Origin of the sequence: Flavobacterium limnosediminis JC2902 (assembly GCF_000498535.1) — a bacterium.
GTDB lineage: Bacteria > Bacteroidota > Bacteroidia > Flavobacteriales > Flavobacteriaceae > Flavobacterium > Flavobacterium limnosediminis.
This window is the reverse complement of record NZ_AVGG01000019.1, coordinates 78600-93519: the sequence shown is the minus strand read 5'-3', so window position 1 is coordinate 93519 and position 14920 is coordinate 78600. Positions and strand designations below refer to the sequence as shown.

At 40.0% G+C, this 14920-nt stretch carries 9 protein-coding genes; 5 read left to right on the top strand and 4 right to left on the bottom strand.

Translation table 11 applies throughout. The features are described from left to right. Positions 1–148: 148 nt before the first annotated feature. Complete coding sequence (locus tag FLJC2902T_RS15940; protein WP_023580325.1) at positions 149–4243, bottom strand: DUF7948 domain-containing protein; 4095 nt, start codon at positions 4241–4243, stop codon at positions 149–151. A gap of 456 nt (positions 4244–4699) precedes the next feature. Between FLJC2902T_RS15940 and FLJC2902T_RS13280 the strand changes: the two genes are divergently transcribed. The 5 genes from FLJC2902T_RS13280 to FLJC2902T_RS13260 all read left to right on the top strand — a co-directional run bounded on the left by FLJC2902T_RS13280 (position 4700) and on the right by FLJC2902T_RS13260 (position 10826). After that, positions 4700–5044, top strand: coding sequence for a helix-turn-helix domain-containing protein (locus tag FLJC2902T_RS13280; RefSeq protein ID WP_023580324.1), 345 nt, complete (start codon positions 4700–4702; stop codon positions 5042–5044). Between the two features lie 22 nt (positions 5045–5066). Further along, positions 5067–7256, top strand: a complete 2190-nt coding sequence (locus FLJC2902T_RS13275; protein WP_023580323.1) for a B12-binding domain-containing radical SAM protein — start codon at positions 5067–5069, stop codon at positions 7254–7256. A 90-nt stretch (positions 7257–7346) separates the two neighbouring features. Further along, the gene (locus FLJC2902T_RS13270) at positions 7347–7832 is read left to right on the top strand and encodes an acetyl-CoA carboxylase biotin carboxyl carrier protein subunit (RefSeq protein WP_023580322.1); all 486 of its coding nucleotides are present in this window, start codon (positions 7347–7349) and stop codon (positions 7830–7832) included. A 3-nt stretch (positions 7833–7835) separates the two neighbouring features. After that, positions 7836–9275 carry an acetyl-CoA carboxylase biotin carboxylase subunit gene (gene accC / locus FLJC2902T_RS13265; protein ID WP_035678863.1) on the top strand — a complete coding sequence of 480 codons (1440 nt, stop codon included), beginning with the start codon at positions 7836–7838 and terminating at the stop codon, positions 9273–9275. A gap of 9 nt (positions 9276–9284) precedes the next feature. Further along, the gene (locus tag FLJC2902T_RS13260) at positions 9285–10826 is read left to right on the top strand and encodes an acyl-CoA carboxylase subunit beta (RefSeq protein ID WP_023580320.1); all 1542 of its coding nucleotides are present in this window, start codon (positions 9285–9287) and stop codon (positions 10824–10826) included. 57 nt (positions 10827–10883) lie between these two features. On the opposite strand, the gene FLJC2902T_RS13255 is transcribed toward FLJC2902T_RS13260, so the two are convergent. From FLJC2902T_RS13255 to FLJC2902T_RS13245, 3 genes are all read right to left on the bottom strand, one after another. Further along, entirely contained in the window at positions 10884–11426 is a 543-nt protein-coding gene (locus tag FLJC2902T_RS13255) for a YfbU family protein (protein ID WP_023580319.1), read from the bottom strand. Positions 11427–11592: 166 nt separating this feature from the next. Next, entirely contained in the window at positions 11593–12906 is a 1314-nt protein-coding gene (gene rimO / locus FLJC2902T_RS13250; RefSeq protein ID WP_023580318.1) for a 30S ribosomal protein S12 methylthiotransferase RimO, read from the bottom strand. A gap of 431 nt (positions 12907–13337) precedes the next feature. Next, positions 13338–14864 carry an outer membrane protein transport protein gene (locus FLJC2902T_RS13245; protein WP_023580317.1) on the bottom strand — a complete coding sequence of 509 codons (1527 nt, stop codon included), beginning with the start codon at positions 14862–14864 and terminating at the stop codon, positions 13338–13340. Positions 14865–14920: the final 56 nt, after the last annotated feature.

Below are 14920 nucleotides of genomic sequence, written 5' to 3'. Positions count from 1 at the left end.
AAATATAGGAAAAATAAGAGTAATAACTATGAAAATGTTTTTTTAATTAAAAACTTACAAAAAAGAAACATTTCGTGATTTATAATTATGCTATTGTCAGAATAAGTGTTAACATTATGAAGTTTGTCACATTGATTAGGGGTGAATCTTATCGTTTCAACGTAAAATGCCCTCGATATTCTTTTCCGTTCTCGCGGGTAACCACAAACCAGTAATCGTTGGAAGGCAGTACTTTTCCTGAATACGTACCATCCCATCCCTGCGAATCAGCACCGAGTTCCTTCATCAGTTTTCCGTAACGGTCAAAGATTCGTATGGTCATGTCGGGTTCGTTGTCCGAGAGTTTGATTTTCCAGTAGTCGTTGTAACCATCCCCGTTCGGAGTGAAGAATTTAGGATACATCAGCAAATAAAAATCCTCCGATTTTACGCCACAGCCATTTTTATCTTTAACGTAAACGATATATTCCCCGCTTTCCAATCCGGTAAATGTGTTGCTGGTTTGATAATGAATTCCGTCAAGCGAATACACATAATCGCCCACACTGTTTCCGGTGAGTAAAACGGTAATCGTGTTCTGACTGTTGGTCCAGTCGGAAGTAACAATTTCGGCAACCGTCGCAGCATTCGAATTCACCACCGTAAAGTTCTTAACCGAGGTACAGGTTAACGCTCCATGATTTTCCGAAACCGAAACCGAATAAATTCCCGGATTGGAAATTGTAATGGAAGGCGTCGTTTCCGTAGTCGACCACAAATAACTGTCGAAGCCATTACCTGCATTTACCGTAATCGAACTGCCTTCACAGATTGGCATGATGTCCGTAATCGGGATAATTGGTTTGCTGAACAACGTCAGAGTCAATTCCACCACCTGATGGCAACCGTTCGACGAGTCAATCCGAACATAAATAGTATGCACTCCAACCGTCAGATTGTAATTACTGGAATTGGTGATTGCATCGGCAGAAATCTGGTTTTCCGCTCCGATTTGCGAAGTGTAATAGGTAAAAGTATGATTCGTCGTATTCGAAATTAAGTGCGCATTATAATCCGACAAATCGATTACTTCTATACCATCATTCAAATCATCACAAAATGTTTCGGCATAGTCGTTTGCATTCAGCGTATTGATAAGTGTCACCGTTACCGAAAATCGGGTAGGGCTTTCACAACCGTTTACCGTCTGCGTGGCATAATAAGTAGAATTGTTCGCCAATAAAGTTGTGGAAGGTAAAACTGTAGTTCCTGTAGCGCTGTCATACCAGATAAGGTTATTGCCTGAAACAGCAATATCATTCAAAGTTGCATTCTGGGAACTGCAGAAACTTTGGTTAGCATTCCCTGTTGGAGCAGTCGTGTTCTGAATGGCAACTGTTACCGGAACCCGTGTACTTTCACAACCATTTATCGTTTGGGAAGCATAATAGGTGATTCCGTTTTGTAAAAGAGTAATGTTTGCTAATAAATTTCCTCCTGTTGGGGCATCATACCATTTGATGTTTTGGCCGGTGATGGTGATGTCTGATAACCTTGGCGTTTGATTAGGGCAAAAATAATAGTTTGCATTTACAGTCGGAGTATTGGTAGCGGATACAATTACTGTCTGATTTTGGGTAGCTGTATTTCCGTTTCCATCGTTATAATTCCACACGATGGTGTACGTTCCCGGCGTAGTGTAACTCAAAGGACTTGCCGTGGTTGCGATAATGTTGCCGGCACAATTATCGGTTGCGGTTGGAATGGTGGAAACAATGCTATTACAATCTCCGTTGATAGTTGGTAGGTTTGCTACGTTGAGAACAGGAGGAGTGTTGTCGGGGACAACCATAATATCTACATAAGAATAATCACTACATCCATCACCTCCTGTAATTGTACAGGTGTATTGCCCACTATGGGTCGAATTTGCATTTGGAATTATCGGGTTTTGTTGTGTGGAAGTAAATCCGTTAGGTCCTGCCCAAGAGTAACTGTCGCCTGTAAAAGCTGTTAGATTAATATTACTGCCGATGCAAAGAGATAAATTTTGAGTAGTGACTGTGGTAGTTGTGCAATCTGAAAATTTTACGATGAAACTATCATTACCTTCTACAATAGTTTTATGTGTGCCGCTAGTTGCAATGCTATCAGGACTACTTGTTATTCCAGCAATATACACAGTGTGGTTTTTTACCATAATATTTGTACACCAATCTATAAGCGATCCTCCATAGTAACTTCCCCAGACAATATTACCATTTGGATTAAATTTTGTAAAAAAGCCATCTCTAAGTGCGTTTTTTGAAGGTTGAAAACCATGAGATGTGGCAATATCGCTAAAACTATTTGTTTCTCCTGTAATATAAATTTCACCGCTTTCACTTACAATTAAATCATGACTTATTTCAGGAATTGAAGAATCAGCACCGTAAAATGTTCCCCACTCCCTAATACCTATAGGATTAAACTTTGCTAAAAAAACATCAACGTCCAGACCTCCGACAGAACTCGTATGTGTTTCTTTATGAACACCCGGTGTTGTAATATTGTTTGCGCTACTTGTGTATCCCGTAATATATACATTATTATAAGAATCTGTGTCAATACCAGTTATTATGTCGTCATAAGCCCCAGTACTAACAGTGGGAGTGGTTCCTCCAAAATAAGTGCACCAGATTCTGTTGCCGGATAAATCAAATTTAGCTATATAAATATCTTCATTATTGGTGTGATTTTGATGAACGCCGGGTGTGGAGATGTCAGGGTAATTACTACCAATCTGATATTGTCCGGTAAAAATAAAATTGTTGTTTGTGTCTATTGTACTTTTAATAACTTCTCGGGGAAAATAACTTGAGTATAGTTGACTGCCCGAAGATGAAAATTTAGAAAAAAAACCTATTTTATTGCTAGTGTTACTGTTAGTTGTTTGAAATGTATTAGGAGAGCTTATCCCTGTTATACTGTTGGTTTCACCTCCAATGAAAATATTATTCTGACTATCAATGCTAATCGTTTTTATTTTATCATCCCTTTCACCTCCGAAATAGGTGCCCCATATCCGCAAACCATTATTGTCAAGTTTTAAGATGTAGCCATCATATGTGTTGAGCGATCCTGTTTCTTTGTGTGATCCAGGAGTTGAAAGATAATTAGAAGGTGTGATATAGGCATATCCTACCAAATATAATTCATTAGAAGAATTCAATACTATATCATTAACCCCATTATTACCACCATAGTTAGGGACGATGTAAGTACCCCAAACCCTAAGTCCACCGGAATTCATTTTTGTAGTAAATCCAAATAAAGGCGAACTGTTATAGTTTGTCTGAAATGTGCCGCTTGTAGCAATATTATCCTGACTTGTCGAGTTTCCTGATAAATATGAATTACCATTATGATCTATGTCAATCGCTGTTATACTGTGTTCGTGTCCCATTCCCCCAAAATAAGTCCCCCACAACCGAACCGGCACTGGATCAATCACAACAGTCTTATCGGAAACATTTACCTCCCCCTCAAAACCATACACATTCCTCTTAATCTTTTTATAACCAACCGCAATCTCTTTTCTAGAGTTCCCGTTTTCAATCCAACTCAACGGCAGTGTTTCTTCCATCTGCCCAAAACGAACGTTCATTTTGATTTTATTGTCAGCCAATTCGGTTTTCGCACCGTTAAATTTCAACTGAATGTCCGATACTTTTCCACCCGGTTTTACGATGAAATTATACTCCACAACTTTAGTGGTGTCTTTCGGAATAAAGAAAACCGCGTCAATGTTATTGTAAATGTTCCTATAAGTAACTTTCTTGTATTTATGTACACCGGTAATCCCTTCCGGCGCATGTGCCACATTATAGTAGTTGTCATAATCGGATGATTTCTCTTCAGCCAACAATTTCACGTTAGCATTCGAGTTTAAGAAATCAATATCGATACGATGGTAATTGTATTCCAGTGAGTAATCGGGAGTGTCCTTTCCGTCTTTAAAACTATTATTTGTTTCTCTGGAACGCTTTTCTTTTTTCGTTAACGGAATTTTCTTCGCTTCATAAATGTCATACGAAAACCCATTCTCCCGCAACTGTACATTTAATCCGGGAGTATTTAAAAGATACTGAACGGCCTTGTTAGCTTTTCCTTTCTGGTCAACGATCTGACCTTTGTTCTCAATGAAACCAATGGTTTTTTGGTTTTTCTGTCCAAACGAAAATAAAGTGGTAAGAAATAATGAAAGTAAGAAAGCGAATCGCATGCTGTAATTGTAAAAATTTTCCGCAAATATAGTCTTTAAAAAAGGCTTTTCAAAAGTTGATTATTTAGAAATTTACAGCTTAATGATTGTGTGTAAAGTTTTTGTTAAGTCGATAATGAGTTTGTTTTGATATCTAACGACTTTGTTTTTGGTTGAAGCGACTTTGTTTTGGTATCTAACGACTTTATTTTTGGTTGAAGCGACTTTGTTTTGATATATAACGACTTTATTTAGGTATCTAACGACTTCGTTTTTGGAGCTGATGACTTTATTTTTGGAGCTAATGACTTTATTATTGGAGCTGATGACTTTGTTTTGATATCTAACGACTTTGTTTTGGTATCTAACGAGTTTATTTTTAAATGTAAGTATTTTCTTTTTATATATAAATAGTTTTATATAAATTTACCTACAATTTATTTCGCATAATCAAACAACAAACAAACAGAAACAAACATGCTATTCTTCAATTTCGCCCGAATCTTCAAGCTTAAAGGCATCAATCGTCCTTTCTCTTACTTAACATCGATAGGCTATTCTGCCAATTATGCCACAAAGCTCACCAAAAACAGGGTAATGGAAATCAACCTCGTACGATTAGAGAAATTCTGCCGCGATTTTAACTGCACGCCCAATGATATCCTCGATTTTCGTCCGTATCAAAACGACACAATTCCCAACGATCACGCCTTGCATACGCTAACCAAAAAAGAAATTTCAAACGAGATCACCGCCAAAATAAATGCGCTTCCCATCGAGAAAATTCAGCAAATCCATGACATCATTAAAAATATGGAGTAATTTTGTCGGTCAATAAAAACAAATGAACAACATCCTCCTAATCACGCCGCCTTTTACCCAGCTGAATACGCCGTATCCGGCAACGGCTTACTTAAAAGGTTTTCTGAATACCAAGAACATCGATTCGTTTCAGATGGATTTGGGTATCGAAGTGATTCTGGAATTGTTTTCAAAACAAGGGTTAACCGGTATTTTCAACTATGCCGAAACCAATCAAAGCGAGTTCTCCGATAATGCACAGCGCATTTTCAGCCTGCAGCACGAGTACATCAAAACCATCGATTCGGTTATCGCGTTTCTGCAAGGACAAAATCCCACATTAGCCCGACAAATCTGTCTTGACGGCTTCCTTCCCGAAGCTTCCCGTTTCAGTCAGTTAGACGACATGGATTGGGCGTTCGGAACCATGGGGATGCAGGACAAAGGGAAACATCTTTCAACCTTATACCTCGAGGATTTATCCGATTTTATAGTGGAGTGCGTCGATGAAAATTTCGGCTTCAGTCGCTATGCCGAACGTTTGGGAAGAAGTGCCAACTCCTTTGATGAATTGTACGACTACCTGCAAACGGAGCCAACGTATATCGACAACATCACCTTAAAGATTATAGCCGAACGATTGCAGCAGGTCAACCCGAAACTGATTTGTTTCTCAGTTCCTTTTCCCGGAAATCTGTACAGTGCCTTTCGTTGTGCACAATACATCAAACAACATTTTCCCGAGGTTAAAGTAGCCATGGGCGGCGGTTTCCCAAATACCGAACTGCGCGAACTGAAAGATGTCCGCGTCTTCGAATTCTTTGATTACATTACATTAGACGACGGCGAACTTCCCGTTGAACTTGTATACAATACGATTTGTAATTCCGGTCATGCCGAATTCAAAAGAACCTTTCTGTTGGAAGACAATCAGGTGGTTTATAAGAGCAACACCCTTCGTCACGACTACAAACAAAACGACGTCGGCACGCCTGATTACACCGATTTACTTTTAGACAAATACATATCCGTAATCGAAATCGCCAATCCGATGCATAGTCTTTGGAGTGACGGTCGCTGGAACAAACTCACTATGGCGCACGGTTGCTATTGGGGAAAATGTACCTTCTGCGATATTTCACTCGATTACATCAAAATATACGAACCCATCGCCGCCAAAACATTGGTGGATAGGATGGAAGAACTCATCGTTCAAACCAAACACAACGGATTCCATTTCGTAGACGAAGCGGCACCACCTGCCTTAATGCGCGAAGTAGCCTTGGAAATTCTCCGCAGAAACCTAACGGTAACCTGGTGGACGAACATCCGTTTCGAAAAAAGCTTCACGGCCGATTTATGCGTATTGCTGAAAGCCTCAGGTTGTATCGCCGTTTCCGGTGGACTGGAAGTAGCTTCCGACCGACTGTTGGAACTGATAAAAAAAGGCGTAACAGTAGAGCAGGTAGCACAAGTGACCCGAAATTTCACCGAAGCAGGCGTCATGGTGCATGCTTATTTAATGTACGGCTATCCAACACAAACGGTTCAGGAAACTGTTGACAGTCTGGAAATGGTGCGTCAGTTGTTTGAAGTGGGCACATTACAGTCGGGTTTCTGGCATCAGTTTGCCATGACCGCACACAGTCCGGTTGGAATGTTTCCTGAGGAATTCGGAGTGATACCCGATATGAATGAAATCACTTTTGCCAACAACGACATCCAGTTTCAGGATAAAACCGGAATCGATCACGATAAGTTCAGTTTCGGATTGAAGAAATCGCTCTTCAATTACATGCACGGCATCTGTTTCGATTATCCGTTGCAGGATTGGTTCGATTTTAAAATTCCAAGAACTACCATAAAACCCGACTTCATATACAACTGCCTTGAAAAAGAGGTTAACTTCAATAGCAAACCAAACGCTAAAATCGTTTGGATAGGAGGAAAGCCTTTAGTCGAAATTTTTACGAAAAGTAAAAAAGGCAATTCCTGGGAAATGATGAAAATGACTTTTCATGACAAACGCGAGGTTTCTGAAATCTCCGTGGAAAAAGAAAAAGGCATCTGGTTGCAGTCGTTAATTAAAAAAATGTCGGTAGCAAACGACAAAAAAATCACCTTTAATGAAGTGAAATCAGACTACGAATCTTTCGGACTGGAAGATTTTGAATTGTTCTGGTATTCAAAACCCATTAATACCTTGCGTGATTTCGGTTTGTTGGCCTTGTAGTTTAACTATAGTAATTTACCAATTTACCGGTTAAAAGTTTACCTGAAAATGTTTTAGATTATTTACATTTACGGGAACAAATTTTTAACCATGAGTACTACTTATAAAGTAACCGTAAATACATCAACTCATTTTGATGTTGCAGATACGGACGTATCCTCTTTGGATGCAGTGAGTTTAGGAAACTCGAAATATCATATTTTAAAAGACAACACTCCTTTTGAAGCAGCAATTATTGCTTCCGACTTTAATGCCAAAAAGTACACGGTAGAGATCAATAACACTACTTATGTGGTGGATATTGCCAATCCGTTGGATCAATTGATTAAGGAAATGGGATTTGCTGTCGGTGCAGCTAAACAAATCAATTCCATCAAAGCACCAATGCCGGGATTAATTCTGGAAATCAATGTTGAAGTAGGTCAGGAAGTAAAGGAAAACGACCCAATCCTGATTTTAGGTGCCATGAAAATGGAAAACAGTTTCCTTTCACCACGTGACGGGGTTATCAAGTCTATTGCAGTAAGTAAAGATGAGGCGGTAGATAAAGGTCAGTTATTAATTGAATTCGAGTAAATGATGAAAAAAATATTAGTAGCCAATAGGGGAGAAATTGCCCTTCGCGTGATGAGAACGGCTAAGAAAATGGGGATCAAAACCGTTGCTGTTTATTCAGTAGCCGACAGAAATGCACCTCACGTTAAATTTGCCGGTGAAGCTGTTTGTATCGGAGAAGCACCCTCAAATCAATCCTATCTTTTAGGAGATAAAATCATTGAAGTAGCCAAATCGTTAAACGTGGACGGTATTCATCCGGGTTACGGATTCTTAAGTGAAAATGCTGATTTTGCGGAATTGGCAGAAAAAAACAATATCACTTTTATCGGGCCAAAATCGAAAGCAATCCAAATCATGGGAAGCAAGCTTGCGGCTAAAGATGCTGTTAAAGCTTATGATATTCCTATGGTTCCCGGTGTTGATGAAGCGATTACCGATGTTGAAAAAGCGAAACAGATTGCTAAAGAAATCGGTTTTCCAATTTTGATTAAAGCGTCTGCCGGTGGCGGAGGAAAAGGAATGCGCGCCGTGGAAAGCGAAGCGGATTTCGAATCACAAATGAACCGCGCCATCAGTGAAGCGGTTGCGGCTTTCGGAGACGGTTCTGTCTTTATTGAGAAATACGTCGCATCGCCACGACATATCGAAATTCAGGTTATGGCCGACAGTCACGGAAATATATTGTATCTGTTTGAAAGAGAATGCAGTATTCAGCGTCGTCATCAGAAAGTGGTGGAAGAAGCACCTTCAGCGGTGTTAACTCCGGAGATTCGTAAAGCGATGGGAGAAGCGGCTGTAAAAGTGGCCCAATCGTGTGATTATCTTGGCGCCGGAACCGTGGAATTCCTTCTGGATGAAAACAAAAATTTCTACTTCCTGGAAATGAACACGCGTCTTCAGGTAGAGCACCCCGTTACGGAAATGATTACCGGTATGGATTTGGTGGAAATGCAGATTCGTGTAGCCCGAGGCGAAGCGTTGGACATAAAACAGGAAGATTTGCAAATTAACGGACATGCGATGGAATTGCGTGTCTATGCCGAAGATCCGCTAAATGATTTCCTTCCGAATGTTGGGCGTTTGGATGTTTATCAGATTCCTGAGGGAGAAGGTATTCGTGTGGATAACGGATTCGAGCAGGGTATGGACATTCCGATTTATTATGATCCGATGCTTTCCAAACTGATTACGTACGGAAAAACCCGTGAGGAAGCAATACAGAAAATGATTGAAGCAATTGATGCCTATCATATTGAGGGCGTTAGCACGACATTGCCCTTCGGTAAGTTTGTAATGGAGCACGAAGCGTTTCGTTCCGGGAATTTCGATACACATTTCGTAAAGAAATACTATGACAGCGAAGTCTTAAAAGCACAAATGACTAAAGAAGCCGAAATTGCTGCTTATGTGGCTTTGAAACAATATATGGAAGATCAAAAAATCTTGCGTTTACCAATTTAGTAATTCATCATGGAGGATAAAATAAAAGTATTACAGGATAAAATGTCCCAAGCTTATTTGGGAGGTGGAGAAAAAAGAATAGCAACCCAACATGCCAAAAAGAAATTGACGGCCCGCGAACGTGTGGACTATCTTTTGGATGAAGGTTCGTTTGAAGAAATAGGGTTATTGGTGACACACCGTACTACCGATTTCGGAATGGAAAAAGAAGTCTATTATGGAGACGGTGTGATTACGGGTTACGGAACTATAAGTGGTCGTCCGGTATATGTTTTTGCACAGGATTTTACCGTTTTCGGGGGTGCCTTGTCGGAAACGCATGCAGAGAAAATCTGTAAGGTGATGGACATGGCTCTAAAAGCCGGAGTCCCGATGATTGGATTGAACGATTCCGGAGGAGCACGTATTCAGGAAGGGGTTCGTTCTTTGGGGGGCTATGCCGATATTTTCTTTCGAAATGTGCAGGCGTCCGGGGTAATTCCTCAAATTTCAGCAATTATGGGGCCTTGTGCCGGTGGAGCAGTATATTCTCCGGCAATGACAGATTTTACCATGATGGTGGAAAATACGAGTTACATGTTTGTAACTGGGCCAAATGTAGTGAAAACGGTTACCAATGAAGAAGTGACTTCAGAGGAATTGGGAGGGGCAACTACACATTCTTCCAAATCAGGCGTGGCGCACATTACGTCTGCCAACGATGTCGAATGTCTGGAGGATGTGAAAAAATTATTGAGTTATCTTCCGCAAAGCAATAAAGAAATACCAGCTAAATTAGCATACGATATTAAAGATGAGGTTAGAGAGCAATTAACGAACATCATTCCGGATAATCCGAACAAACCGTATGATATGCACGATGTGATTCAGGGTGTGATAGATGAAGATTCGTTTTTTGAGATTCATAAAAATTATGCTGAAAATATTATCGTAGGCTTTGCAAGATTAGGAGGGAGAAGTGTGGGGATTGTGGCCAATCAACCGATGTATTTGGCTGGTGTACTGGATGTAAACAGTTCTGTCAAAGCGGCACGTTTTACCCGTTTTTGTGATGCGTTCAATATTCCGTTGTTGGTATTGGTGGATGTTCCTGGCTTCTTGCCTGGAACCGATCAGGAATGGAACGGTATTATTGTTCACGGTGCGAAATTGTTATACGCTTTAAGTGAGGCCACCGTGCCAAGAGTTACGGTAATTACGCGTAAGGCCTATGGTGGCGCTTATGATGTAATGAACTCTAAACATATTGGTGCCGACTTCAACTTTGCCTGGCCAACTGCCGAGATTGCCGTAATGGGAGCAAAAGGGGCATCAGAGATTATTTTCAAAAAAGAAATTTCCGAAGCTGCAGACCCGGCCGCAAAATTATTGGAAAAAGAAGCAGAATATGCTGATTTGTTTGCTAATCCGTACAGCGCAGCAAAACGTGGTTTTATCGATGAGGTTATTTTGCCGCAAGATACGAGAAGAAAGTTGTTAAAAGCATTCAGTATCTTAGAACACAAAACAGTAGATACTCCGAAACGAAAGCACGGGAATATTCCTTTATAATACAAAAACCGCCGAAAGGCGGTTTTTTATTAACTACAACAAAAACTAAAACTAAAACTATACCTCTAAGGATACGATTTTTTTAGAACTGCTTAAAAGTTCTATCATGCATTTCAAATCTTCTTTGTTTAGATCGTATTGATCACAGTCCAGTAAATAATACTGGTATTCCAGCATTTTTCGGTATTTCAGCATCGGAAATCGGCTATGGGAATTCAGATAAGTTCTTTTGTATTCCTGCCATTGGTTCATGGTGTTCACCAAAAAAGTCATGTAATGGTAATGGGCATCATGATTAGCGTCAAACCCTTCGAATTTTATTTTTTCCAAATCCAATGATTGCTTTTCTTCTTCCGAAAGCAATTCCGTTGTCTCGGCAATACGACGGAACATGTGTAAGATCTGAGTGGTTTCCTCGCAGATTTCAATCGGAACTTCTTCAGTTGCAATATCAAAAACCTCAAAATACTGTTCGGTATACCCATTTTCCAGAATTTCGATTTTGGTCTCGTAATCGTTATTGAAACCGATTGTTGAGAGTATTTTAAATTGGCTGACTAATATTTGTCTTTCAGTGATGGTTAAGGTTTCCGGAATCATAATTTCAGTGATTAATTGGTTTATGCAATACTAGAAACTAACTGAAACAGGCTGTTGCGGTTTTTCCTCAATTAATGTTAAAAAGAGTGTGGAGGAACAAAAAATAAAAATCCCCACTAACCTGAGTTAATGGGGATTTAGTATTTTATTTGAAATGGATTTAGTATTAAGCCGGTTCACCGTAAAGGTCAAACTCTGTGGCTTCGGTGATTTTAATGTTAACGAATTCACCAGTTTTTACGTAGTGTTTCGTAGCGTCAATCAATACCTCATTATCTACATCCGGGCTGTCAAATTCGGTTCTTCCCACAAAATGACCGCCTTCTTTTCTGTCGATGATGCATCTGAAAACCTGACCCACTTTTTCCTGATTCAAATCCCATGAAATCTGCGATTGTAATTCCATGATTTCATTGGCACGGGCTTGTTTCACTTCGTCCGGAACATCGTCTTCCAACAAATAAGCATGTGTGTTTTCTTCATGCGAATAAGCGAAACAACCCATTCGGTCAAACTTCATTTCCTGAACAAAGTCTTTCAAGATGTTGAAATCTTCTTCGGTTTCACCAGGATAACCAACAATTAAAGTAGTACGGATCGCCATTCCCGGAACTGCTTCACGGAAATCTTTCAATAACTTCGTGGTTTTCGCCTGAGTTGTTCCGCGACGCATCGATTTCAGAATATTATCTGAAATGTGCTGCAACGGAATATCAATATAATTACAGATTTTTGGTTCACGCTTCATTAATTCCAATACATCCATCGGGAAACCGGTAGGGAAGGCGTAGTGCAGACGAATCCATTCGATACCTTCCACTTTTGCAAGGTTTTCAAGCAATTCGGCAAGGTTACGTTTTTTGTATAAGTCCAAACCGTAGTACGTCAAATCCTGAGCAATCAGAATCAACTCTTTTACGCCGTTTTTCGCCAAACCTTCCGCTTCTTTCACCAGTTTTTCAATCGGTTGCGAAACGTGTGCGCCACGCATTAACGGAATCGCACAAAAACTGCACGGACGGTCGCAACCTTCGGCAATTTTTAAATACGCGTAGTTTTTCGGAGTCGTCGTTAAACGCTCTCCCAATAGCTCATGTTTATAATCGGCACCCAGGGCTTTTAATAATAACGGTAATTCTGTCGTACCGAAATACTGATCCACATTCGGGATTTCTTTCTCTAAATCAGGTCGGTATCGTTCCGATAAACATCCGGTCACGAAAACCTTGTCTACCAAGCCTTTTTCTTTCTTATCGGCATATTCCAAAATCATGTTTACCGATTCCGCTTTCGCATTGTCAATAAAGCCGCAAGTGTTGATAACAATGATGTTGCCCTCGTTTTCCGCAGGTGCTTCGTGCTCCACTTCTTTACCGCTGGCTTTTAATTGCCCCATCAGTACTTCACTGTCATACACGTTTTTTGAACACCCAAGGGTGATTACGTTGATTTTGTTTTTCTTTAACGACTTGGTTCTCATATATTTACGATACTTGATTTTATTTCAACAAAGTGCGCAAAAGTACGCTTTTTATAATTAGGAGCACCATCGTTTGGGAATTTTTTAAGGGTTTGGTCCCGCCATCCACTATATCTTTTACTTTTTAAAGAAAAAAGCAAAAGGATACCGTTCCTGTCGGGGCTAAGGGCAAACGTTCGAGAATAAAAAAATTACTTCGGAAGAAGTTTTGGTTTGGGCACAAATTGAATGGAAATACAGATACAGATAAGGATTAAAGCAATTCAATCAGATTTTTGGGCGTTTATAAAAAAAGTAAACACAGATTTTACAGATTTTCACGGATTGATTTGTGAAAATTTGTGTAATCTGTGTTGTAAATATTCTTTCTGATCTTTGTGTCCAAAACGTATCTGTGAGAAAGAGTTTTCTGTGATACCTTCACGATTTTTCTAGAAACCAAACGTGTAAGTAAGGAAGAAATTATTGGTTTTTGTGGTGACCGTAGCCGAATCGGTAAAACTTGAAAGCAAACTTACCTGCTGGTCTCTTTGTGAGTAGGCATAGGCAAAATCAAGTCGGGAGAACCCAAAATTATACCCTATACCGGTTGAGAATCCGTTTAAGTTTCCAATGGTTTTTTCGTCTTCATACGGACTTTCTTCAAAGCGATAACCACCTCTCAGGCTGACTTGTTTGATTCGATATTCAGCTCCAATTCTGATTTCAGATGCCATTCTCAAAGAGTTTGACATCAAGGAGTTGAGTGAGCTGTGGAACAATTCTTCTTCCGGTTTGAATTTTACCTGGGAATAATCTTTAAGGGAATAATCAAAACTGATCAATCCTTTTTTTCCAAACAAATAGGCTATGCTTCCGTTGTATTTGCCTGCCGAATTGATTTTATAACTCGGATAGACGTTTATAACGTACGGATTGATGTAGGTCGATGATACCACATTGGCAGGGTCACTGTAACGTGTTGAAATGTCCTGGGACAGTTCGTCATTCATATGATACCATGTTGGAGATTCATAAGCAAATCCGACTCTGAAATCTCTGCTTAGTTTTGCGATGGCCCCGACACTAAAAGAGAAGCCGCTACCGAAAGTATGCATGTAATTGTTGAAACTCACGCTGTGGAGCGTGTTTCTGCCAACACCGTTTGTTCCTGTATTGGATTCGTAAAGGAAGGAGTTCTGGTAATAGTTTGTAAAATGGGAATTCAGGTTTAATCCCAAATAAAGGATATCCTTGTAATCGGCGGAAAAATTAAAACTTAATTTTCCGTTGTATCCGGTGGTGTAAACCGAGTTGTTTTGGTAATAACTGCTGTTTTCCGGTACATTTGAAACGTATTCCGTATTGTTCGGGGTGTTAGTAACCGGGTCAAACATAAAGGATTGATATCCTAACCATGCCTGTTGATCCGCAAAGGTTAAGCCCGGATAATCGGCATCCTGCAACACGCTTAAAGGTATTCCGCTCATTCCTCCAAACCCATTCGCAAAAGCGTTAAAATATTCTCCTATGGAACGGTTCGGATTTACCCCTTGGATATAAATGTCGTTGTCGAAGTCATTCGTTGTTTCATAGTTAATGGTAATGGCGAATTTTTTCCAGTCACTTTTTGGATTGGTATTGTTAAAGACCATGACACCTCCCATCTGATTGAAATTAAAGCTGGTGGCATTGTCTGTGGCAGACCCTCCGAAATAATTGGATTCGTTTTTATTGTTATTCACGCTCATTGTTAATCCAGAGGTATTGCTGTTGAAAAATGCTGATCCGGCGGGATTGATATTTATGGAAGACAAATCGCCTCCAACGGCACCGAAAGCGCCACTCATTCCTCTGTATCGGGCTGTTCCCTGTGTGTTGTCCATTGCATAACGTAATGCAGCGGCAGGAGTTAGTTCTTGGGCATTTGCTGTTAATGCCAGCAGGAAAAGGACTGTATGGAGTAAGTATTTATTCATGACAAACTGGTTTGAGTTAAAAATAAAAACCTAAGCCCAAATAAATGAGCTTAGGA